This window comes from Gemmatimonadaceae bacterium, assembly GCA_036273715.1.
In the GTDB taxonomy this organism is placed as follows: domain Bacteria; phylum Gemmatimonadota; class Gemmatimonadetes; order Gemmatimonadales; family Gemmatimonadaceae; genus JADGGM01.
This window is the reverse complement of record DASUHB010000026.1, coordinates 45,183-68,325: the sequence shown is the minus strand read 5'-3', so window position 1 is coordinate 68,325 and position 23,143 is coordinate 45,183. Positions and strand designations below refer to the sequence as shown.

The window sequence follows — 23,143 nt, the reverse complement described above, 5'->3', positions numbered from 1 at the left end:
AATTGGATTCGCCGGGAGCTGGCGCATTCTAGACGCGCGGATCTCGGTCACGTAGACCCCAGCCGGATAACGCTCCCCGGGAGTGCTCGCGTGGCGCGAGGAGTGCGATGGGTTCGAATCGGCCGCGCCCTAACGAGGCGTTGCACCGGACGAGCACGCGGGGATCGAAGCGGGTTCGGAGCAGGTGATGCGTGAAGTCGGACAACGGACGGGCACCGCGTAAGGCGGAGAACAGGCGGCCAGCGTGGGACGTGGCCGGATACGGTGGCTGCGGACGTGAGCATGGCTCGCCTGGCAAAAGCTCATCTCACCTCTGCGGCAAAATATCCGGCCGTGTCCCGCACCGTCCGCCTGTTGTCCGCCCTACGCTGTTGCCTGCGGCGGCTGGGGCGTCGGCGTCTCAATCGGCACCGAGGCCGGAGTTCCGGACGCAGCGGGCAGCGTTCCCTGCGGTGTGAGCCTGTCCACCACCTGCGGCAGCACCGTCGCCAGTCCCGTCGCAATCGTCGACGTCGACACGCCGATCTTGGCGGCCAACCCCTGCACCGTGTCGTTGCCTAACGCACCCTCGATCTGAGCCGCCGTTATCGGCTGGTTGCGCTCGCGCGAGATCCATGAATTCACGATGTCGCCGAGTCCCTTCTCACGGAGCGTCTGCACGAGACCCCCGAGCCCTCCCGGATGCGCATGCACGAAATCGGTGACCTGTCCCATGAGACCGGCGTGCTCCGAGCCCTGCGGAATCGCGGACTCGATCTCGTTCGCTTTACCGGTCACGTTATCGAGTAGTCCCATAAGGTCCTCCCGGACGGAATCCGTCCGCTACAATGTCGTCACTTCGGCGTCGTCACTTCGGCTGCAACCACTGCGCGACGCCGCCGTGCCTCGAGCACGTTCCCGAGCGATGCTTGCTGTGGGAATAGAGTCCGTCCTTGCACTTGGCGATGGCGCCGGTGGGATCGTTGTTCTCGGACGCACCCTTGCCGGCGGAGGCCGTCGACGCCGATGTCTTGGGCGACGTCGCAGCGGCGGCTGCTGGAGCGGGTGAGGGACTCGCCGAAGCCGCGGCCGGCGATGGAGTGGTTGTCGCCGACGATGTTGCCGCACTCTTGTTCACACCACCATGGTGCGAGCAAGCGCCTTTGCCGGCTTTCGACGTCGAGCCGTCTTTACACGTGACGGTCGTGGGGGTCGCTGTGGCTTGCGCATTCAGCGTGATCGGTGCGACGAAACACGCGGCAGCGACAGCGGCGGTGATGAGGGACAGAGGGCGCATGCACACCTCCAGAGGGGATGGTCAAACCGAACCACCTGACAGTGCATGCTTCGGGAGAGGCCTGCAAGGTGCATCCGCATTGGCGACCTCGACCGTGAACCGGGCATGTGCGAACGCCGCGCCATACCTTTGAGTCGAAGACGGCTCACCATGACCTCGTCCAGAATGCCTAACCGCCACAGCAGCGCCGCTCCGACGGTGGACGCCGGCACTCGGCTCTCGGTGTTGATCATCGACGATGAAGCAAAGATCCGCGCGGCGGTGCGCGACGCGCTCTCGTCGGATCATGTCGAGATGCTCGATGCCGAATCGGGCGCGACGGGTTTGTCGCGCGCGGAGTCGCGGCGTCCCGATCTCGTGCTCGTCGACCTCGGGTTGCCCGACATGGAGGGGCTCGAGGTGGTGCGCGCCCTGAGGAGGTGGTCGACCGCGCCGATCATCGTTCTCACGGCGCGTCATGCCGAAGACGAGAAGGTAGCGCTGCTCGATGCGGGGGCTGACGACTACGTGACGAAGCCGTTCAGTCTCGCCGAGCTTCGTGCGCGCGTGCGGGCGCAGCTACGCCGCGCGCGCATGCCGCGCGTGCCGGGCGGCGATGCGCCGGTTCAGGTGGGCGGCGGCGCTCTCGAGATCGATCTCGCCCGGCGCGTGGTCACCCGGCGCACGACGGGCGAGGTGATACATCTCACGCCGACCGAGTGGTCGCTGCTCGAGATGCTCGTGCGCCACGCGGACCGGCCGGTGACGCACCGCCAGCTGTACCACGCGGTGTGGGGCGACACGTACGGCGACACGGCGCACTATCTGCGCGTGTACGTCGCGCATCTGCGGCGCAAGCTCGAGCGCGATCCGTACGAGCCGTCGTTCATCCTCACCGAGCCCGGGGTCGGGTACCGCCTGACGCGGGACGTCGTGCGCGATGATGCCTAACCAGTTAGGCGGCGCGCGGCTGCGGACGTGGCTGATCGCGGCGGTGGCGCTGGCGGTGTCGGCCGCCGCGATGCTGGCTGTCCGGTCGTCGTTGGACAAGGCGCACGTGGCGCTCGTGTTTCTGCTCGTGGTGCTGGGCGGCAGCGCGGCCGGCGGCCGGGCGGTCGGGCTGGTGTTGGCGGTGGTCGCGTTCCTGCTGTTCGACTACCTGTTCCTGCCGCCGTACGGGACCGTCGTCGTCGCCAATCCACTCGACTGGCTGGTGCTGGTGGCGTTCCTGCTCACGAGCGTGGTGGCGACGCAGCTGTTGAGCCGCGCGCAGGAGCGGGCGGAGGCCGCGCGCCGGCACGCGGCGGAGGTGGAGCGCCTGGCTGCGTTAGGCGCGGAGGCGCTGCACGCCGCCCGAGCCGACGAGGCGCTGCACGCGATCGCCGAGGTGATCCAGTCGGCGCTGGCACTCGGCTGCTGCGAGATTTATCTGCGCCGCGGCTCGGCGGAGGAGGACCGTGCGCCCGAGCGCGTGCCGCTCGAGCGTGTGGCGCACGCCGGCGACGGCTGCGCGGACGCGGCGCCGGAGGATGACGTCTCGCTCGCGGCGTGGGTGGGCGCGCACGGGCTGCCGGCGATGGTCCGAGTGGATGGACTCACGCACGTGGCGCCCGCGCAGGCGGTCGCGCAGTCCGGTCCGGCGTTGAGCGCGTTCTGGCTGGTCGGCGGCGGCGTGCGGACGCTGTTGCTCCCGCTCCGCGTACGGGAGCGCACGGTGGGTGTGCTGCGCGCGGCGGGGTCGCCGTCGATTGCGCTGCGCGTGGACCAGCGGCAGTTTCTCGACGCGCTGGCCTACTACGCCGCGTTGGGCGTCGAGCGCCTCCGCCTAACGGACGAGGCCGCGCACGCCGAGGCGCTGCGCGAAGCCGACCGGCTCAAGAACGCGCTGCTCGCCGCGGTGTCGCACGACCTCCGCACCCCGCTGACGACGATCAAGGTGCTCGCCGGCGCGATCGAGGAAGAAGGGGCGCGCGCAGGCGACGCGCGCGCGACCTCCATCCAAGAGGAGGCCGACCGGTTGGGCCGCGTGGTCGGCGATCTGCTCGATCTGTCGCGTCTGATGGGCGGCGCCCTGGTGCTGCGTCCCGAAGTCAACGCGGCCGAGGATTTGATCGGCGCGGTGCGGCAGCGCGTGGCCGGTGTCCAGCACGGGCGCGAGATCCTCGTCCGTGCCGGCGCGGCCGGGGGTGTGCACGGTCCCATGCTGCTCGGGCGGTTCGACTTCGTGCACGCGCTGCGGGCGTTAGGCAACCTGGTCGAGAACGCGCTCAAATACGGCGCGCCCGGGACGGCGGTCGGGCTGGACGTGGCGCGCGAGGGCTCGATGCTGGTGTTCCGCGTGTCCGACCGCGGGCCCGGCGTGCCCGAAGCGGAGCGCGAGCGGATCTTCGAGCCGTTCTACCGGCCGCCGGGCGTACCGGCGGACATCGGCGGCTCGGGCCTCGGCCTAACGATCGCGCGCGGCCTGGCCGAGGCGCAGGGCGGGGACGTGCGGTTCGAGGCGCGGCCCGGCGGCGGGAGCGTGTTCTCGCTTCGCCTGCCCGCGGTGGACGACCTGACGCCGGTGACTGCGCCGGCAGCACCGCACGAGGAAATCTCGCCTCGCTCGTGAGCGCCCGGCCCGCTTCCGGACCACCCCACCATATTGACCTTTTTTTTAGGCATCGCGCCGTCGGTTTTTGACGCCGCGTTGACGTCCGGTCGACTAGTGTACGTTCGCGCGGCCAGGTCCGTCCGCCGCGCAGCAGGTTCGCACGACGGAATGACTGGGAATCGACGCACATGCGGGATCTGCTGTACGTGGCCGGCACGATCGCGTTCTTCGCGCTGATGATGCTGTACGTGCGCGCCTGCGAGTCGTTAGGCGCGCGGCACGATGCCGACGAGCAGTCGCCATGACCGCCGAGATGCTCATCGCCGGCGTGGTCGCTTTGGGCGTGCTGGTGTACCTCGTGTACACGCTGCTGCGGCCGGAGCGGTTCTGACGTGACCGCCAACGGTTGGCTGCAGATCGGGATCTTTTCGATCCTCGTGCTGCTCATCACCAAGCCGCTCGGCCTCTACATCGTCCGGGTGTACGACGGCTCGCTCACGTGGCTTGGTCCGGTGGAGCGCGTCATGTATCGGGTCTCGGGCATCGACCCGCGCGAGGACCAACACTGGACGCGCTATACCGTGTCGATGCTGGTCTTCAGCGCGGCGTCCATGCTGCTGACGTACGCCGTGCTGCGCTTGCAGCATCTCCTGCCGCTCAATCCCCAGGGGATGGCCGCGGTGTCCGACCGCCAGGCGTTCGAGACCGCCGCGTCGTTCACCACGAACACGAATTGGCAGTCGTACAGCGGCGAGACGACGATGTCGTACCTGTCGCAGATGACGCAGTTGACGTTCCACAACTTCGCCTCGGCGGCCACGGGCATCGCGCTCGCCATGGCGCTCGTGCGCGGCATCGTGCGGCGGTCGGTGGGTACGTTAGGCAACTTCTGGAGAGACCTCGTGCGCGGCACGCTGTACCTGCTGCTGCCGATGTCGCTCGTGCTCGCGCTCGTGCTCACGCAGCAGGGCGTGATCCAGAACGTATCGCACTACGTGACGGCGACCACGGTCGAAGGCGTGAAGCAAGTGCTCGCCATGGGGCCGGTGGCGAGCCAGGAAGCGATCAAGGAGCTCGGCACGAACGGCGGCGGATTCTTCAACGCCAACTCCGCGCATCCGTTCGAGAACCCGACGCCGCTCACGAATCTCCTCGAGATGGTGGCGATCTTCGCCATCCCGTCGGCGCTCACGTACACGTACGGCCGCATGGCGCGCAATCAGCGTCACGGGTGGGCGATCTGGGCGGCGATGTACATCCTGTTCCTGGCCGGCGTCACGACCGTCTATCGCGCCGAAGCGCGCGGCAATCCGATCCATGCCAGGGAGGGCGTCGACGTCGTCGCGTCGTCTGGCAATCCCGGCGGGAACATGGAAGGCAAGGAGGTGCGGTTCGGCATCGTCAACTCGGCGCTCTTCGCGACGGTGACCAGCGCGACGTCGTGCGGCGCCGTGAACAGCATGCACGACTCGTTCACGCCCATGGGCGGCATGGTCCCGTTGGTGAACATCCAGTTAGGCGAAGTCATCTTTGGGGGCACCGGCGCCGGATTGTACGGAATGATCGTGATGGTCATCCTCACGGTGTTCCTCGCCGGTCTCATGGTCGGACGTACGCCCGAATACCTGGGCAAGAAGATCGAGGCGCGAGAGGTCCAGATGGCGATGTTGTTCGTGCTCGTGTTCGCGGGTGCGATCCTCGTGCTCTCCGCGCTCGCCGCCGTCACGCCGGTCGGGCTCGAGGGACGGAACAACGCCGGCCCGCACGGGCTGTCCGAGATTTTGTATGCGTTCAGCTCGACCGCCGCCAACAATGGCAGCGCGTTCGCCGGTCTGACGGGGACCTCCTACTTCTCCAACACGCTCCTCGGCCTCAATACGCTGATCGGGCGGTTCGCGATGCACGTGCCGATGCTGGCGATGGCCGGCTTCCTGGCCGAGAAGCGCATCGTGCCCGAGTCGGCGGGGACGTTCCCCGTCACGACGCCGCTCTTCGTGGCGCTTCTCATCTCCGTCATCGTGATCGTCGGGGCGCTCACCTTCTTTCCGGCGCTGTCGTTAGGCCCGGTGGTCGAGCACTTCCTGATGCACGCGGGACGGTTGTTCTGACATGGCCGTCACCAAGCGTCCGCTCTTCGACCCGCCGATCGTCACGCGCGCGATCCGCGAGGCGTTTGCCAAGACCGTGAGCCTGCGCCACATGGTGCGAAACCCGGTCATGTTCATCGTGCTGTTAGGCAGCGCCATCACGACGGTGGTGCTCGTACGCGACATCGTCGCGCACGCCGGCCACATTGGCTTCACGCTCCAGCTGGCGTTGTGGCTGTGGTTCACGGTCGTCTTCGCGAATTTCGCCGAGGCCATGGCCGAGGGCCGCGGGAAGGCGCAGGCCGACAGTCTGCGTGCGATGCGCACCACGACCACCGCCAAGCGCCTCGAGGATCCGGCGAACCGGCTGTCAGCCGAGGCCGTTCCCGCCACGCGGTTGCGCCGCGGCGATTGTGTCCTGTGCACGCCCGGCGATGTCATCCCCGGCGACGGCGAAGTGATCGAGGGCGTCGCCTCGGTAGACGAATCGGCGATCACCGGCGAGTCGGCCCCCGTGATTCGTGAATCGGGCGGCGACCGGTCGGCCGTGACCGGCGGCACGCGCGTGCTTTCGGACTTTCTCATCATCCGGATCACGGCCAACCCCGGCGAGACGTTCCTCGACCGCATGATCGCGCTCGTGGAAGGCGCCCAACGTCAAAAGACGCCTAACGAGATGGCGCTCACGATCCTGCTGTCCGGCCTCACCATCATCTTCCTGTTCGCCGTGGCGACGCTGGAGCCGTTCGCGATGTACAGCGGCGGGTCGGTGCCGGTGACGGTGCTCATCGCGCTCCTGGTCTGCCTCATCCCGACCACCATTGGCGGCCTGCTATCGGCCATCGGCATCGCGGGCATGGACCGGCTGATCCAGCAGAACGTGATCGCGATGAGCGGGCGGTCGGTGGAAGCCGCGGGCGACGTGAACACGCTGCTGCTCGACAAGACCGGGACGATTACGTTAGGCAACAGGCAGGCCGTGGAGTTCATTCCCGTAGGCGGCGTGACGCTCGAGCATCTCGCCGACCGCGCCCAACTTGCCTCGCTGCCCGACGAGACGCCGGAAGGACGCAGCATCGTTGTCCTGGCCAAGGAGAAATTCGGGCTGCGCGGGCGCGCGCTGGCCGACGGCCGCCGCGTCCTGGTCGCGCCGAGCGGTGCACGCTCGAGCGATGCCGACGCCGCCACCGAAGCGGAGTTCGTTCCATTTTCCGCGTCGACGCGCATGAGCGGCGTGAACATGGGCACGCTGCACGTGCGCAAGGGCGCGGGCGACGCCGTTGCGCGGTGGGTGCAGGAGAACCACGGCGCCATCCCCGAGGGTCTCAAGCCGATCGTCGAGCGCATCGCGCGCGACGGCGGCACTCCGTTAGTCGTCGCCGAGCGCGCCAACGGCGCGGCGCACATGTTGGGTGTGATCTACTTGAAGGACGTGGTGAAGGGCGGCATCAAGGAGCGCTTCGACCGCATCCGCGCGATGGGCATCCGCACGATCATGATCACGGGCGACAACCCGCTCACCGCGGCCGCGATCGCGTCCGAAGCGGGCGTCGATGATTTTCTGGCCGAGGCGACGCCCGAGGACAAGATGGCGCTGATCAAGCGCGAGCAGGCGGGCGGCCGGCTCGTGGCGATGACCGGCGACGGCACCAACGACGCGCCGGCGCTCGCGCAGGCCGACGTCGGTGTGGCGATGAACTCCGGCACGCAGGCGGCGAAGGAAGCCGGCAACATGATCGACCTGGACTCGAACCCGACGAAGCTCATCGAAGTGGTCGAGATCGGGAAGCAGCTGCTCATGACGCGCGGCTCGCTCACGACGTTCTCGATCGCCAACGATGTCGCCAAGTATTTCGCCATCATCCCGGCGATGTTCGTGGCGACATATCCTGCGCTACACGGGCTCAACATCATGGGCCTGCATACGCCGCAGTCGGCGATTCTGGCGAGCGTGATCTTCAACGCGCTCATCATCATCGCGCTCATCCCGCTGGCCTTGAGAGGCGTGCGTTATCGCCCGGCGCCGGCGGCGATGATCCTGCGGCGCAACCTGTGGGTCTACGGCGTGGGCGGTCTGGTTGTGCCGTTCGTCGGCATCAAGCTCATCGACATGCTGATCGTCCTCCTGCACCTGGCCTAACCATGCTTCGCCATCAACTGCGCCCGGCGATCGTGCTCACGCTCGTGCTGTGCGTGCTCACGGGGCTCATCTATCCGGGCATCGTCACCGGTCTCGCTCAGCTGCTCTTTCCGCGGCAGGCGGCCGGTTCGCTCGTCACGTCGAATGGAACGGTGATCGGCAGCACGCTCATCGGGCAGGGCTTCACCGCTGCCAAGTATTTTCATCCGCGTCCGTCGGCGGCCGGCGCGGGCTACGACGACACGCTGTCCGGGGGCACGAACCTCGGACCCACGAGCGCCAAGCTCGCGGACACGTTGATCGCCGACGCGATCGACACGGTGGTGCACGACGATGGCGGCGCGCGCGGCGAGATCCCGTCGGACATGGTGACGTCGTCGGGCTCGGGGCTCGATCCCGACATCTCGCCGGCCAACGCGCGGCTGCAGGTCGAGCGCGTGGCACAGGCGCGCGGGATGGATGCCGGCGCGGTGCAGGGGCTCGTGGACCGGTACACGCAAGGTCGTCAATTCGGTGTGTTGGGCGAGCGCCGCGTGAACGTGCTGCGGCTGAACCGCGCATTGGACCGGCTGGGCACTGCCGCCCCACCGGCTGCAATGCGTTAGGCGACGTGCCGGAGACCGACCACGTGGATGCGGAGCGAGAGGCGAACTTGGTGCCCGACCGCGAGAGTCCGACGACTCCACACGCGCCTGCCGAGGCGATTGGCGCGGCGGAGTTTCTCACGCTCGTGCGGCAACGCAAGCGCGGGCGTCTCAAGGTGTACATCGGCTCGGCAGCCGGCGTCGGCAAGTCCTATCGTATGCTACAGGAGGCGCACGATCTCCGCCGCCGGGGCGTCGACGTCGTCGTGGGCTTCGTGGAGGCGCACGGCCGCGCCGACACGGCGGCGCTCATCGGCGACCTCGAGGTGGTGCCGCGGCGCCAAATCGCGTACCGCGGCGTGGTGCTCGAAGAGATGGACGTGGATGGCGTCGCGGCACGCCATCCCGACGTCGCCATCGTGGACGAGCTCGCGCACACCAACGTGCCCGGCTCCAGCCATTGCAAGCGGTGGGAAGATGTGCTCGAACTGCTCGATGCCGGCATCAACGTGATCACCGCCGTCAACGTCCAGCATCTCGAGTCGCTCAACAACGTGGTCCAACGGACGTTAGGCGTACTGGTGCGCGAGACGGTGCCCGATTGGGTGGTGGCGCGCGCGGACCAGGTGGTGAACATCGACCTCTCGGCCGAAGACTTGAGACAGCGGTTGGTGGAAGGCAAGATCTACGGGCGCGAGCGCATTCCGGCGGCGCTCGAAAACTTCTTCACCGAAGAGAACCTGACCACACTGCGCGAGCTTGCCTTGCGCGAGGTCGCGAGCTCGGTGGACCGCGTGCGCGAAGACATCGTGCGGCGCGAAGAGGGCGGACGCGCCGCAGGCGCACCGACCGCGGATCGCATCATGGTGGCGATGTCGAGCAATCCGCCGCGCACGGCTGCCTTACTGCGTAAGGCGAGCCGCATCGCCGGGCGGCTCAACTCCGACTGGTACTGTGTCTACGTCCAGACGCCTGACGAACGCGCCGACCGCATCGATGCGTCGGTGCAGCGCCGCCTCGTGGACAACATCCAGATGGCGCAGGCCATGGGGGCCGAGGTGGTGAAGCTGGAGGGGGACGACGTGGCCGGGGCGATTTTGCGGTTCGCGCGCGAGCGCCGGGTGTCGCTGCTGATCGTCGGGAAGAGCACGCGATCCTGGTGGCACCGCATCCGCCACGGGTCGGTAGTCGACACGCTCGTCGAGGCGGCTCACGGTCTCGACGTGCTCGTCGTCTCGTTCGAGGAACCGGCATCTACTGGTAGCGTCGACGATGAATAACACATGCCTAACGCTGGCGGCGGGGATGCCGACATGAGGGTCGGCCATCGGTTGGCCCTCGCCGTGGCGCCATCGATCCTCGGGCTGCTCGCGATCGCCGCCCTCGTCTGGGCCGGCAAGCCGCGCGCAGCGCCGATGTCCGTGCTGTGGATTGCGATCGCGGCGATCGTTGCGACCATCATCGTCGCCTGGGTCAGTACGCGACAGGTCGCCGCGCGCATCGAGCGCCTCGCGGCGCCGGCATTCCAACGACGCGAGACGGTCGCGCCGAACGCGAGACCCGTCGAGGGCGCGACGCGCGCCGATGAGCTCGACCTGATCGAGGCCCGCACGCAGCGTCTCGCGACGGCCGTGGCGGCCGCCGAAGATGACGGAACGCGCCGTGCGCGCGCGGCCGGGGCGCGCGCCGACGAATACGCGGTTCTCATCGGCGACATCACGGGCGTGATGAGCGCACGCATCGCGGACGCGCGACTCCCGTTGCACATTCTGCTGTCCAGTCCTTTCGGCGCGCTCAACGAAAACCAGGAAGAGATGCTGAGCGCCGCCCAATCGGCCATCGACTCGGCTGACGTGGCGCTGCGACGCCTGCGCAAGCTGGTGGAGCTCGACCGCGGCGCGCTCGCGCCCATGATTCAACCGATCGGACTCGCCGAGCTCATGCGGCCTGCGTTAGCCATCGCGCAATCCCGGGCCACATCGGCGAGCGTACAGCTGCATGTCGACATATCCGATCGGGCGCCGCGGGTACTGGCGGATGCGACCTTGGCGCAGGAGGCGATCACTACCTTGGTGTGCGCCGCGATCGCAAGCGCGTCGGCGGCGGCCGATGTGGCGGTGCGGGCAGGCGAGCGCGCGGACGGGCGTGTGGCAGTCGAGATCACGCACGCGCGTTCCGAGGGACCGGCGTCGCTCGATGTGCGGCTTGCACGGCGGCTGCTCGCCGCGCAGCACGCGCGCCTAACGCAAGATCCCGAGCGGACGACCATCGACTTCCCGGCCGAGCGCCCGCTGCGCGCCGCGGCGCGTTAGGATCGCGGCGGCCGCTCTCGCGTCGGTTCGGGCCACCGGACCACGCTCAAGGACCAGGGAGGCAGCGGGATGAACCCGTCGCCATCCAGCCTCCGTCGGATGAACGGTCCATCCGGGCGAGGAAGCCCGCGCGCGCCGCGCGCGTGCCAGACGTAGCTCGCGGCGCCGAATTGGATCAGCGTCCATGTCGTCGGCCGAGTGGCGCCATCGTCCATGCGGATCGCTGCCGCCCAACTGCGTTTGGGATCCATGTTCACGAGAAGAACCGACCAGCGTCCATCGGATCGCTTGGCAGCGTACGCGGTGACGAGCGCCGCGCCGTGGGCTCCGTGCCGACTCACCGTCGCGCGATACACCCGTTGCATCGGCGCCGGCAACAACCACTCGTTGGTCAACATGCGCGCGGCGAAATAAGTGGCCGTCGTGTCGATGATGCGGCGTGCGGCATCGGACACGAACATCGTGTTGTTGCCCCATGAATGGCACTGGTCGTTCTCGTCGAGGGGTGACGGTTCCCAACCGTACAGGTAGGCTTGCGCGCCGCCCCGCGTCAGAAAGTGTGCGGCGGCATCGGCGTCGAGCAGCGCGCCGGCGCGATCCACCTCGGCCCGGCCGGCGAACGCCGAATAGCCGTATTCGGCAATGATGCGCGGGACGCCTAACGGGAGGCCATCGGCGTCGAGCTTGGCGAGCGCGGAGTCGAGCAGGCCCGGCGCCGCGGCGAGCTGGGGCGCGGACGGCTCGCAGATCGAGTCGAACGGATACCACTCGAACGAGAAGAAGTGGAGCGACGATGCCGCGCGGTGGTCGCGCAGATAGTCGAGAAAACGCGTGAGCCATGGGCGCTCGTCCGGGTCCTCGCGCCAGGCCATCATGAGATCGGTGGACGTGGACTGCCACGACGGGCCGCCCGTCCGAATGGACGGATCCGCTCGGCGGAGCGCACGCACCCACTGTACGTAGAGCGCGCCGTAGTCATCGGGCGACACGTACTGTCCATCCGGTTCCTCGCCGATCTCGACGCGGTCGAGCGGATAGCGGCGTCGCCGCAGATACGTCACCTCGGCGGCTGCGTCCTCGGGCGTACCGAACAGGACGGCTACGGGGATGAGCGGCGCGCGATCGTGCGTGAGGCCGCTCGTGAAGACGAGGTCGAGGCCGGGCTGCTCGAGCGCCGGATCGATGTCGGACGCGCGATGCCAGGGATCGGTCGACGATACGGCGATCACGGTCTGGCCATCGTGATCCGCGGCATGGCGCACGCGGTCGGCGAGGCTTCCGTCGGGCCGGAGCGTGCCTAACGAAATCTCGCGGATCGCGTAGCCGAGCGCGTCGCGCCGGTCGTGCGAGTCGGGCGGGGCGGTGTGTGAGCCGGCGCGGAGCCAGAGGCGCACGAAGCGTGTGCGGACGGGCGCTTCGCTCAGGCGGCGCTGGTCGCGTCCGCCGCCGCCGCGGGTCACCGCGCCTAACGGAAACCGGCGCCAGGCGCCGTCCGGGTTTTCGTCGAGCCCCGATCCGGGCAGCTCGCCGCTCCAGTACTGCACTTCGTAGGTCGTCGCGAACGGCGTGGCCCAGTCGATGCGAATCGCATCCACGCGCTCGATGCGGCCCAGGTCGAGAATGACCCATTGCGGGTGTGCCGCCTCGGGGTCGCCGGTGTAGGCGCTGTCGAGGTACGGATCGCTCTTCCAGAAGGTGGCAGTATCGCCGTCGTCGATGCGCGAATAGCCGCGGTTGTCGGCCTGGTCGACCGTGTTGCCGCGTCTGGGCAGCCGATAGCCGCGCGAGGTGACGATCGACGCGCCTAACGCTGTATCGGACGTCCAGTAGCCCCGGGCGTGTGCTGCATCGCTCCAGCGGCCGGCCGGGTTCCAGTGCCAGGCATCGTTTGCGAGCTCGGTGCGCAACCGGTACGTGACGACGCCGAAGCCGGCGCTCGACATGGCGCGCAGGTTTTGCGGGGTATAGAGCTTGGCGATGTCGCCGAGGCGATGGCCGTCGAGTCCGGCGCCGAGGGCGGTGCGGGGGTCGAACGAGGCGACGGGTCCGGCCGCGGCATCGATGCGCACGGTGAGGGTGTCGCGCGGTCCCTGCGCGGCGGCCGGGGTCGCCGCGGCCAGCGCGACCGCGACGCTGCCCAACCATAGCGTTAGCCCGTTAGCCAGCACCTACTTGCCGAGGAATTCGCCGATGGGGGCGAGCGCCTCGGTGTGGTCGCAGAAGATCTTGGTCGCCGCGAGGAGCGGCACGGCCATGAACGCGCCCGGGACGCCCCAGATGAAGAACCAGACCGCGAGTCCGACGAAGATGGCCACGGGATTGAGCGTGAGCCGCCGGCCTAACAGCGGCGGGCTCACGAAGTTCGACTGGATGAGCGACACGATGAAGAATCCGGCGGGCGCGAGCATCGCGTGTCCGACGCTGTTGAACGTCGTCAGTCCGGCGATCGCCAGGATCGCGATCATCGTGCCGGCGCCCAGATACGGGATGAACTCGAGCAGCGCCGCGAGCACGCCCCAGAGCACCGGGTTCGGCATCCCGAGCAGCGCCATGATGAGGGCGACCACGATGCCCTCGGAGACGTTGATGAGCAGGATCGTCGAGAGATACGTGGAGATCGACGCCTCCGTCTCGCGCGCGATGGTCACCGCCCGCTTCTTGTCGGGCAAGTTAGGCAAGACCTTGACGAGCTTCTGGAGAAACAGCTCGCCGCCCGCGAGGAGGAAGAAGAGCAGGACGATCACCTCCAGCAGCCCGACGACGAGGCTCGTCGTCGTGCCGAACACCCGCGAGAGCAGCGTTGGACCCCGCACGATCACCTCGCGGCCGGGCGATCCATCGGACACGCCCGTCGCGCTCTCCATCTGCTCGGCGGACCGCGTCACGCGTTCCATGGGCTGGCGGACCTTCTTGAACTTGGAGCCGACCACGGCCATGGCGCGCGGCGCTTTCTCGATCCAGTCCTGCGCCTGTCCCGCAATCGCATAGCCCCCGACGCCGACCACCGAGAGGAGAAGCAGAATCACGAGCGCGGCGCCGACGGGATCCGGAATGTGTGCCTTACGGAGCGCGCGCATCACCGGGCCGAAGAACAGCTTGAGCAGCACCGCGAACACGACCGGGACGACGACCTCGCGCGCCAGATACAGCGTGTAGAGTACGCTGAGCACGCAGAGAATCGTGAGCTCGAGCGAGCGCGTATGGAGGCTGCCCATCGCGCGTTCGAGCGCGCTGAGTGTCGGATGGCGCACCACATCATCTTCGGCGCGGCGGAGATGGTGGCCGCTCAGTCGCTCGACTTCGCCGGTGGGTGTCTCGCTCGAGGGAGCGACCGGCGTTTTGTTGTGCGTCATCGGGTTCGACTCCTGCCGTGGTGCCCGGCATCGGGGCGAGCGAGCGCGGGTTCGCGGCCGACGCGCTCATCTGAAGCTGGATTGATCGGCGGTCGTGCGCAATTCATCGCGCAAAGAGACCGATGCGCCGTACGCGAGTCGCGCGGGCTGGCGCGCGCCAGGCGTGACGCATAATGTCCGTGTCGGAACCCGAGTGCGCGGCGCGTGCCGCGCGTACCGTCGAGTACGGCAGAAATGGTGCCGTCGCCGACGAGTGTTGGGGTTCCACGGCGCCGCACATCGGTGTAGGCGCTCGGACCGTGTCACGGAAGGGGGCATCGATGAGGGAGCGTGTGAGGGTCCCGCGCGCGATGATGGTGATCGCGGCGGTGCTGGCGGTGGGTGCGGGCGCGGCGTGCGGCAGCAGCAACGGATCCACCAATCCTGGGTTGACGCCGGCCGAGCTCGTCGGGACGTACAGCCTCGTGTCGCTCACCCTGGGGAATTCGGCGCCGCTCACGCCGCCCACGGCGACGGGCACGCTGGCGCTCACCAGCAGCACGTACAACCTGACGCTCATGCTGCCGTCGGGAACGCAGCAGGACAGCGGGACCTGGACGGTGAGCGGCCATCAGTGGACGCAGACCTCGAGCAGCGGTCAGGGGCAGGAGCAGGGCACCGTTAGTCTGTCGCACGACACGCTGTCCGTCGATCTGACCGCCGCCGGGACTGCGATCTCGACTGTGTGGGTGATGGTGCATTAACCGGACGGCGACGGTGCGCGAGCGGCGCGTTTGGGTTCGGGCCGGCCGCGCGCGGGGTCGGCGGCGCGCGGCCGTTGCGTTCGTTCTCTCGTTAGGCGTCTCGTGTGTCGCGACGGCCGCCGCGCAGTCGGCGGGTGCGATTGCCGGACGCGTGACGGCCGCGGGCACCGACAGTGCGGTGGCGGGCGCCTTCGTGCTCGTCGAGGGAACGTTAGGCCGCGCGGTGACCGACGCGCAGGGACGCTACCTGGTGCGCGATGTCGCCGCCGGCCAGCGGCTCGTGCGCGTGCTCCGCGTCGGCTATCACATGGCCGAGCGCGTCGTGGCTGTCCAGGCCGGGGACACGGCCCGCCAGGACGTCGCGCTCGAGCACGCCCTCCTTCGCCTGGAGCCGGTCACCGTGACGGCGAGCCGCGGGACGCGACTCATCGGCGACGTGCCCGCGAGCCAGGTCGTGGTGAGCGACCAGGAGATCCTGAATCGCAACGTCCTCACGCTGGACCAGGAGCTGCCGTTCGTGTCCGGCGTCAGCTTCAACGACGGCGACATCGACATCCGCGGCTCGACCGGCGCCGCCGGCGGAGTCGGGAGCCGCGTCCTCTTGCTTCTGGACGGGCACTCGGTGCTCACGGCCGATGGCGGCGAGACGGACTTCACCAGTCTGCCGCTTCTCGACGTCGATCGCATCGAAGTCGTCAAGGGGGCGTACTCGGCGTTGTACGGCAGCAATGCGTTAGGCGGCGTGGTGAACGTCGTCACGACGCCGGTCACGGGGCCGCCGGAGACGGTGGCCGATCTGCACTACGGCGCCTACGACGAACCAGACAACTATCGGTTCGGTGATGAACGGTATCCGTCCTTCGCCGGGTTCATGCTCCAGCACTCGCGCGAGTTCGGCGACGTCGGCGTGCGCGGCGTGGTTCAAGGTGAAACCTCAGACGGGTTCCGGCAGGACGACCACTCGTCGCGGTGGTTCTTGCGCGCCAAGGTCGACGTGCCGTCGGGCAGCGAGCACCCGGTGTCGGCGTACGCCATCTACACGACGGGTGACGTCGGCAACTTCTTCATGTGGGACTCGTCGGCGTTTCCCACGCGGCCGCCGGCCAACACGCTCAACGATTGGGCTCACGATACCAAGCTGAGCCTCGGCGCGACGATCACGCCGATCGCGCGCGGGGCGCTGCGACTCGCCGTGGATCCGTACGTGGAGAAGGACGGGACGCAGAACCATTTCCCGAGCGACACCGATTTCTCGTTTCACAATGCGACCAAGTACGGGACGACGGCGCAGCTGACCTTGGCGCCGAGCGTCTCGCAGACGGTCACGTTAGGCGGCGAGGCGGCGGAGACGCAGGTCCAGTCGGACATTCTCGGTCGGCCGCATCTCGAGGACGAGGGGTTGTACGCGCAGGACGAAGCGGCGATCGCGTCGCGCGTCACGGCAACGGTGGGCGTGCGGATGGATGCGCACCAGGCGACTGGTTCGTCGAACGAGACGACGCTCAGTCCGAAGTTCGGTCTGGCGTATCGTGTGTCGCCGACGGTGAGCGTGCGGGCGAGCGTGGCGCGGGGCTACCGGGCCGCGGCGGCGATCGAGCAGTTCGTGAATTCCCGGCAGAGCGGGATTCCGGTGCACCCCAATCCTGGTCTGCACGGCGAGACGGCGTGGTCGACCGAGTTAGGCGCGACGGCGACGGTGACGCCGTGGTTCTGGGTGGATGGCGCGGTGTACGAGAGTGATTATCACGACCTGATCGGACCGGGGATCATTCCCGACAGCGGATTCGTGTTCCAGTTCCAGAACGTGCAGCGGGCGCGAGTGCGCGGCGTCGACGTGGGTACGAAGACGACGATCGTGCCGAACGTATTCGACGTGGCTGTGAATTACACGTTCCTGGATACCTACGACTACGAGTTCAAGGGCCCGCTGCCGTATCGATCGCAGCACTACGCGACGGCGTCGTTCAACGTGCTCGGCGGCCTTACTGGGTTGGACATCAGGTATCGCAGCCGGGTGCAGCGGGTCTTGCTGTTTCCCGCCGACCCGCGCGGGTCGATTACGCTGGTGGATTTTCGCGCGGGGGCAAAAGTGTTCGGCTCGTTCGTGCAGGCGAAAATCTCGAACCTGTTCCAGGACAAATACGTGGACATCATGGAACGGACGCCGGGCGCGCCGAGGACGCTCTTCCTAACGGTGCTGCGGTCGTTCTAGAAAGCGGATATCCGGCGTCGCAAAGGATCTAGCCGGGATCGCGCGATAGACTTTGATCCCGCGTACGCGACTCCAACTCGTCGCGTCGACGCGCGAGGTACGCCCTCTCCGCCGCGTTCCCCGAGAGATCGATCGCCCTGTCGTACGCCGCGCGCGCCGCCGGCATCGATCCCAGCCGCCGCAGCAAGTCGGCGCGTGTCGCGTGGTAGGCGTGATAGCCGGCCAGCCTGTCATCGAGCGTGTCGACGATCGCGAGTGCCGCTCGCGGACCGTCGACCTCACCGACCGCGATCGCGCGGTTCAGGGTGACGACCGGCGACGGATCGATGCGAGCGAGCCGATCGTACAGCGCGACGATCTGAGACCAGTCCGTATCCCGCAGGTGTCGGGCGGAGGTGTGCACCGCGTTGATCGCCGCGTGAATCTGGTAGCGCCCCGGAGCCACGCCGGAAGCCAGTCGCTCGCGCACCAAGCGATGCCCTTCGGCGATCATCGCCGCATCCCAGCTCGCACGATCCTGCTCCCCGAGCGGGACCAGCTCGCCACTCTCGGAAACTCGCGCCGTCCTGCGTGCCTCGATGAGCAGCATCAGCGCGAGCAGTCCGGTCACCTCGCCATCGTCTGGCATGAGCGCGTGCACGAGCCGCGTGAGCCGGATCGCCTCGGCGGTGAGCGCAGGACGGATCGGATCGGCGTCAGGTCCCGTCGCCAGGTAGCCTTCGTTGAAAGCGAGGAACAGTACGGCGAGTATTCCGGAGACTCGCCCGGGAAGATCCTCCACCGATGGCGTGCGATATGGGATGCGAGCGACGCGGATCTTGGCCTTCGCGCGGGTGATCCGCTGCCCCATCGCGGTCTCTTGCACGAAGAAGGCGCGAGCGATCTCGGCCACCGTTAGCCCGCCCGCCATGCGCAGCGTGAGCGCCACGCGCGCTTCCATCGAGAGCGCCGGATGGCAGCAGGTGAAGATCAACCGAAGCCGTTCGTCCCCAATGGCATCGAGCGGCTCCGGCTCGTCGTCAAAGTAGCGCATCTGTGCCTCTCTCTGCTTGCCGTCGCGCTTGTTCTCGCGACGGATCCAGTCGATGGCTTTGCGATTGGCCACGGACATGAGCCACGCGCCTGGATTTGGAGGCACGCCGTCCGCCGGCCACCTCACGACCGCTGTCGCGAATGCGTCGGCCGCTGCTTCTTCGGCGACGTCGAGATTGCCGAAACGCTTCGCCAGGGCGGCGACCACGCGGGCCCACTCCTCGTGGTGCGCGCGCGAGATTGTTTCCCGGACGTCCATCACTCCGGGTTGGGAAGGAACGGCCTAACCTCGACCTTGCGATTGCACGCCTTGGAGCCCGCGGCGCCGAGTTTGAGCGCGACGTCGAGATCGGGCGCGTCGATGATCCAAAAGCCGGCGAGGTATTCCTTCGACTCCACGAACGGCCCGTCGGTGAACACTTCCTCGCCGTGGCGGTTGTCGATCACCGTAGCCGTGTCCGGGGTGCCGAGTCCGCCGGCGAAGACCCAGTGACCCTTCGCTCGGAGTCCTTCGTTGAAGAGATCGATCGCAGCCATCTCGGCATCGTCAGCGAGACTGGCACCCTCGGCGATCACGGAAAGCAGATACTGCATCTCGAACTTCTCCTGTGTTTGGGGCGCGCATGCGGCCCGTGCGAAGCCCCCCTCAGCGGGCAGGCGTTCCATCCGACCACTGCTGCACCGGAATCGCGAACCCCGTCAGGTGATTGACCGTGTCTTCTATCCCGAGCACCGGGGACCCTGGCAAATTCGCTCCCGAGGCGGCCGGATCGAAATGCGAATAGAAGAACATGATGTGCGACGGCCAGTGCTTGCTGCTGTCGCCGGCGTATCCCTGCTTCGACATCATGTAGCACATTGCGCCGGGCGCCATCGGCGGCAGCTCCTTCGTGGCGATGGCCATCGTCGTGGCCTTCTCCACCTGATCCTTCGTGTGTCCGGCCAGCGCCAGTGCCGCCCGCTTCAGAATCATTGGAAGATGCGACTGCGCGCTCGGTGCATTCTCGCACTGCGGAACGCGCACTTTCGGATTCCAGAAGTCGGGATCGGTCGCGGAGCTCCATCCACGATCGACGAAGCAGACGAAGCCGTTCTTCCCGGTGACCGCGGTCTCGAAGCCGTGACGACCGAGCACGAGCACCGCGGCCTCGCGCGAGATGGAGGCCGGCGCCGCGGTGCGCGCCAGCGCGATCTCCGCGCTCCGGTCCATTAGATACTGCTCGACCGGAGCCATGCGCGGATACGCCGTCGCGCTATCCTGCGCCATTGCTGAATTCGCCGCGGAGAGCACGGCGAGTACGGCGACTGTGTTGATCGTGATGGAGCCGATCTTGGTTTGCTGCATTGGGCGGGTTTCCTCGGAGCAGGGCGTGGTGTTTCAACCGGTCTCACCACTACAACGAACAGACTTGCCCCGATCCGACAGCGCCCTCGAAGAATTTTCGGGCCGCGCTGATGTGAAGCGGCATCTCGTCGACGAGCCCCGCGTTGACGTATCGCGGTGCGACACGGGTCGAGTGGCGCCCGATGCCGTCTAACGCCAAGCTCACCTGCGGTCGATCACATACGAGCGAGCGCAGCGGGCCGCCGGAGACCGCCCCTCGGTTCGAGCGCCAAGTTAGGCCGGCGGCGCAAACGACTCGAGGGCACCGCACCGCGGACACCGCAGCGTGGTCACGGGGAGGCGCCCCGTGGGCTCTGCCATTCCCCACCAGTGCAGGTCTGGGCGGCCGGGTGCCCACCGCTCCTCGACCCAGCCCCCGTACGTCCGGTCGGCAACGAACCCCGGCTCCATCGGGGTGTGGCAGCGCAGACACTCAATGGGCGCATCCATGAGGTACCCCTCCTGTTCTTAATGTTGATGCTCGGCCTAACGCAGCGCTCGGTGGCGAGCGACCGGGCGCCTGCCGCTGGTAGCGTCCTCGGTGAAGCTGACGCCGTGTTTGCGCAGATTGGCTGCGGGCTTGCGGGCGTCCCAGGCGAAGTTGCAGTGCCATTCCGGCATGTCGATGCTTGTCCGAGGTGGATGCTTCCGCCTAACTTTGGGCTCATGCTGCGGGCTCGCATCGTGGATTTGCTTATGCTGCGAGCTTATGCTGCGAGGGTTACAATTAGATCGCAAGGGCCTGCGGCCCAAACGTTGGTCCATTTGGCTGCCAGGATCGCAACTCCGCATCCACTCAAGAGTTAAGTGCGATCGGCCAATAGCCCGACCTTGATTACGCTGCAAGGACTCGCGATAGAACGAACGCCGGCACATGAAACGACCAGAGCATCCGTGCTCGATACGTGAAGCGCCGCGAGCTACCGCTTGGGAAAGAGAAATCGCAGCATGGGACGCACCAAGCCCGCCCACGCCGCCTCGTTGTGCGGAGCGCCCTCGACCTCCACGTAGTCGAGATCAATGCCTAACGTCCATCCCTTGGCCTCGAGTGCGCCGCGCACGCGCCGCGCCGCCTCGACCACGCCTTCGCCCTCCGCGGTGCCCGTACTGAGCCAGATCTTGGTCGCCGGCTTCGCCCTGAGCGCCCGGATCCGTCGCACGATGAATCGGTTGTCCCACCATACCGACGGCGACAACACCGCCAGCTTTCCGAACACGCTCGGGTGAATCAGGCCCAGGTACAACGACACCAGCCCGCCGAGGGATGACCCACCGAGGCCGGTGTCGGCGACGTCGGGCATCGTGCGATAGGTCGCATCGATGAACGGCTTGAGCTCCTCCACCAGCATCCGCCCATACAACAGCGCTTTTCCCCCCGCCCGCCTGGCGGCATCGCGCGTCGGCGTGTATTCGTCGATGCGATACGCCCCGGCATTGTAAATGCCGACGATGATCGGCTGCCTGATCGCACCCTCGCGCGCCAGCGCGTCCGACGTCTCGTCCATGCGCCACTCGCCGGCAAAACTCGTCGCCTCGTCGAACAAGTTCTGTCCGTCCTGCATGTACAACACCGGATATCGCTTCGCCGCGTCCGTGTCGTAGCCTAACGGCAAATGCACCAGCACGTCGTGCCGCGCCGACACGTAGCGCGACGCGAACGCCGGATGCAAGCGGAACGCCCCCGTCAACGTCGTTGGGCGGCGCGGAGTCTCGTCGGTCATGGTCGTGTAACGTAACGCCCCGGAGCCACCTTACGTGCACCGCGAATACCATCAATGGTTCAGCCCCTCCCTCGGCCGCCCCATGGAGCTGCTCCGCTTCGGTCACGCCGGCGCCCGAGTCCTCGTGTTTCCCACGTCCATGGGACGCTTTTACGAGTGGGAAGACCGCGGCGTGATCGGCGCCCTCGGCGATCAGATCGACAACGGCTGGATCCAGGTGATCTGCGTCGACAGCGTCGACGCCGAGAGCTGGTACGCGAAATGGCGCCCGCTCTGGGAACGCGCGGCACGCCACGAGCAGTACGAACGCTACCTGATCGACGAAGTCCTGCCGCTTTCGCGACAGAACGCGAACCCGTTCCTCATCACCACCGGCGCAAGCTTCGGTGCATACCACGCGGTCAACTTCGCGCTGCGGCATCCGAGCCTCGTGGGACGCACCATCGGACTCAGCGGCCTCTACGACATCAAGGAAATGACGGGCGGCTGGTCCAACGACACGGTCTACTTCAACAACCCGTGCGACTTTCTCGTCCACGAGCACGATGAAGCGCGCCTCGCGGCGCTGCGGCGGCTCGACATCATTCTCGCCGTCGGCCGAGACGACGCGGCGCGCTCCAACAACGAATACCTGTCCACCGTTCTTTCGGCGAAGCATATTCCGCACGCCCTCCGGATCTGGGACGGGTGGTGTCACGATTGGCCCTACTGGGTCGAGATGATCCGCCGATACATGGGCGGCAACGCCTGAAGACGGGAGCCGGGCGATGGTGCGCAAAGTGGGACTGCTCGTTGGGCGGGAATGGTCCTGGCCGCCGGCGTTCATCGATCGCGTCAGACAGCAAGACGCCGGCGTCGAGGCCGAGCTCGTGCAGCTCGATGCGACGCGCATGGATGAGCCGTGTCCATATGCCGTGATCGTCGACCGGATCTCGCACGAGGTGCCGTACTACCGGAGCTACCTCAAATACGCGGTGCTCCAGGGCGTCACGGTCATCAACAATCCGTTCATGTGGACGGCCGACGACAAATTCTTTGGCGCCACGCTGGCCACCAGGCTCGGCGTCGCGAGCCCGAGGACGGCCGCGCTGCCTAACAAAGCCTACGTCGCGGGCATCAAGCACGACGAGAGCCTGCGCAACCTCCGCTACCCGATCGACTGGAAGGGGCTGATCGAATACGTCGGCCTCCCGTGCGTCCTCAAGGATGCGCACGGCGGCGGATGGAAAGACGTCTATGTGTGCCGGTCGCTCGACGAGCTGATCCATCATTACGACGCGTCGGGGCTGCTCACGATGGTGGTGCAGGAGTTCATCGAGTGGGAGCAGTTCGTGCGGTGTCTCGCCATCGGCCAGGACCACGTGCTGCCCATCAAGTACGACCCGCGCGAGCGCAAGTATCACGTGGACCACGCCCACCTGTCGCCCGCGTTAGGCGAACGCATCGTGCGCGACACGCTCACGCTCGTGCGGGCGCTGGGCTACGACATGAATTCGCTCGAATGGGCCGTGCGCGATGGCGTGCCGTACGCGATCGACTTCATGAACCCCGCGCCGGACATGGACATTTACTCGCTCACGCCCACGTACTTCGAGTGGGTGGTGGCGCACATGGCCGACCTGGCCATCCGCCTGGCGAAGGAGCCGCGGCCCCAGGCGCGCGAGCTGAGGTGGGATGGCCTGCTGGCCGCCGGCCGCCGCCTGCCTAACGCAGCGCCGATCTGACAT

Annotated in this window: 20 protein-coding genes; 12 read left to right on the top strand and 8 right to left on the bottom strand. The window is 67.4% G+C overall.

Going from position 1 to position 23,143, the window contains the following annotated elements:
* Nucleotides 1-363: 363 nt before the first annotated feature.
* On the bottom strand, nt 364-795 hold the full coding sequence (locus VFW04_04400; protein HEX5178546.1) for a YidB family protein: 432 nt from the start codon (nt 793-795) through the stop codon (nt 364-366).
* Between the two features lie 631 nt (nt 796-1,426).
* Here VFW04_04400 and VFW04_04395 point away from each other — a divergent pair.
* The 8 genes from VFW04_04395 to VFW04_04360 all read left to right on the top strand — a co-directional run bounded on the left by VFW04_04395 (nt 1,427) and on the right by VFW04_04360 (nt 10,971).
* Nucleotides 1,427-2,206 carry a response regulator transcription factor gene (locus VFW04_04395; protein HEX5178545.1) on the top strand — a complete coding sequence of 260 codons (780 nt, stop codon included), beginning with the start codon at nt 1,427-1,429 and terminating at the stop codon, nt 2,204-2,206.
* Nucleotides 2,196-3,866: an ATP-binding protein gene (locus VFW04_04390; protein ID HEX5178544.1), complete on the top strand. Its 1,671-nt coding sequence runs from the start codon at nt 2,196-2,198 to the stop codon at nt 3,864-3,866. Before VFW04_04395 ends, VFW04_04390 begins: the two co-directional genes overlap by 11 nt.
* 283 nt (nt 3,867-4,149) lie before the next feature.
* Nucleotides 4,150-4,239, top strand: coding sequence for a K(+)-transporting ATPase subunit F (kdpF, locus tag VFW04_04385; GenBank protein HEX5178543.1), 90 nt, complete (start codon nt 4,150-4,152; stop codon nt 4,237-4,239).
* A gap of 1 nt (nt 4,240) precedes the next feature.
* The gene (kdpA, locus tag VFW04_04380) at nt 4,241-5,956 is read left to right on the top strand and encodes a potassium-transporting ATPase subunit KdpA (protein ID HEX5178542.1); all 1,716 of its coding nucleotides are present in this window, start codon (nt 4,241-4,243) and stop codon (nt 5,954-5,956) included.
* A gap of 1 nt (nt 5,957) precedes the next feature.
* Nucleotides 5,958-8,075 (top strand): potassium-transporting ATPase subunit KdpB, encoded by a 2,118-nt coding sequence (gene kdpB / locus VFW04_04375; protein ID HEX5178541.1) that lies wholly within the window; start codon nt 5,958-5,960, stop codon nt 8,073-8,075.
* A 2-nt stretch (nt 8,076-8,077) separates the two neighbouring features.
* Nucleotides 8,078-8,680 carry a potassium-transporting ATPase subunit KdpC gene (kdpC, locus tag VFW04_04370; protein HEX5178540.1) on the top strand — a complete coding sequence of 201 codons (603 nt, stop codon included), beginning with the start codon at nt 8,078-8,080 and terminating at the stop codon, nt 8,678-8,680.
* A gap of 5 nt (nt 8,681-8,685) precedes the next feature.
* On the top strand, nt 8,686-9,939 hold the full coding sequence (locus VFW04_04365; GenBank protein ID HEX5178539.1) for a universal stress protein: 1,254 nt from the start codon (nt 8,686-8,688) through the stop codon (nt 9,937-9,939).
* A gap of 3 nt (nt 9,940-9,942) precedes the next feature.
* Nucleotides 9,943-10,971 carry a hypothetical protein gene (locus tag VFW04_04360; protein ID HEX5178538.1) on the top strand — a complete coding sequence of 343 codons (1,029 nt, stop codon included), beginning with the start codon at nt 9,943-9,945 and terminating at the stop codon, nt 10,969-10,971.
* Here the strand turns inward: VFW04_04360 and VFW04_04355 are convergent.
* Nucleotides 10,968-13,139: a discoidin domain-containing protein gene (locus VFW04_04355; protein ID HEX5178537.1), complete on the bottom strand. Its 2,172-nt coding sequence runs from the start codon at nt 13,137-13,139 to the stop codon at nt 10,968-10,970. The two genes, VFW04_04360 and VFW04_04355, sit on opposite strands and share 4 nt — an antisense overlap.
* Complete coding sequence (locus VFW04_04350) at nt 13,140-14,324, bottom strand: AI-2E family transporter (GenBank protein HEX5178536.1); 1,185 nt, start codon at nt 14,322-14,324, stop codon at nt 13,140-13,142.
* 332 nt (nt 14,325-14,656) lie between these two features.
* Between VFW04_04350 and VFW04_04345 the strand changes: the two genes are divergently transcribed.
* Entirely contained in the window at nt 14,657-15,067 is a 411-nt protein-coding gene (locus tag VFW04_04345) for a lipocalin family protein (GenBank protein HEX5178535.1), read from the top strand.
* 13 nt (nt 15,068-15,080) lie between these two features.
* Nucleotides 15,081-17,279, top strand: a complete 2,199-nt coding sequence (locus VFW04_04340; GenBank protein HEX5178534.1) for a TonB-dependent receptor — start codon at nt 15,081-15,083, stop codon at nt 17,277-17,279.
* A gap of 28 nt (nt 17,280-17,307) precedes the next feature.
* On the opposite strand, the gene VFW04_04335 is transcribed toward VFW04_04340, so the two are convergent.
* The 5 genes from VFW04_04335 to VFW04_04315 all read right to left on the bottom strand — a co-directional run bounded on the left by VFW04_04335 (nt 17,308) and on the right by VFW04_04315 (nt 21,416).
* Nucleotides 17,308-18,519: a sigma-70 family RNA polymerase sigma factor gene (locus VFW04_04335; protein HEX5178533.1), complete on the bottom strand. Its 1,212-nt coding sequence runs from the start codon at nt 18,517-18,519 to the stop codon at nt 17,308-17,310.
* 50 nt (nt 18,520-18,569) lie between these two features.
* Nucleotides 18,570-18,905: a YciI family protein gene (locus VFW04_04330; protein HEX5178532.1), complete on the bottom strand. Its 336-nt coding sequence runs from the start codon at nt 18,903-18,905 to the stop codon at nt 18,570-18,572.
* A 52-nt stretch (nt 18,906-18,957) separates the two neighbouring features.
* Nucleotides 18,958-19,656 (bottom strand): hypothetical protein, encoded by a 699-nt coding sequence (locus VFW04_04325; protein HEX5178531.1) that lies wholly within the window; start codon nt 19,654-19,656, stop codon nt 18,958-18,960.
* A gap of 273 nt (nt 19,657-19,929) precedes the next feature.
* On the bottom strand, nt 19,930-20,145 hold the full coding sequence (locus VFW04_04320; protein ID HEX5178530.1) for a hypothetical protein: 216 nt from the start codon (nt 20,143-20,145) through the stop codon (nt 19,930-19,932).
* Nucleotides 20,146-20,615: 470 nt separating this feature from the next.
* Entirely contained in the window at nt 20,616-21,416 is an 801-nt protein-coding gene (locus VFW04_04315) for an alpha/beta hydrolase-fold protein (protein HEX5178529.1), read from the bottom strand.
* Nucleotides 21,417-21,498: 82 nt separating this feature from the next.
* On the opposite strand from VFW04_04315, the gene VFW04_04310 reads away from it, so the two are divergent.
* Together VFW04_04310 and VFW04_04305 are read left to right on the top strand one after the other, a co-directional pair.
* Entirely contained in the window at nt 21,499-22,167 is a 669-nt protein-coding gene (locus VFW04_04310) for an alpha/beta hydrolase-fold protein (protein ID HEX5178528.1), read from the top strand.
* A 16-nt stretch (nt 22,168-22,183) separates the two neighbouring features.
* A complete protein-coding gene (locus tag VFW04_04305; protein HEX5178527.1) occupies nt 22,184-23,140 on the top strand; it encodes a hypothetical protein in 957 nt (318 codons plus the stop codon).
* Nucleotides 23,141-23,143: the final 3 nt, after the last annotated feature.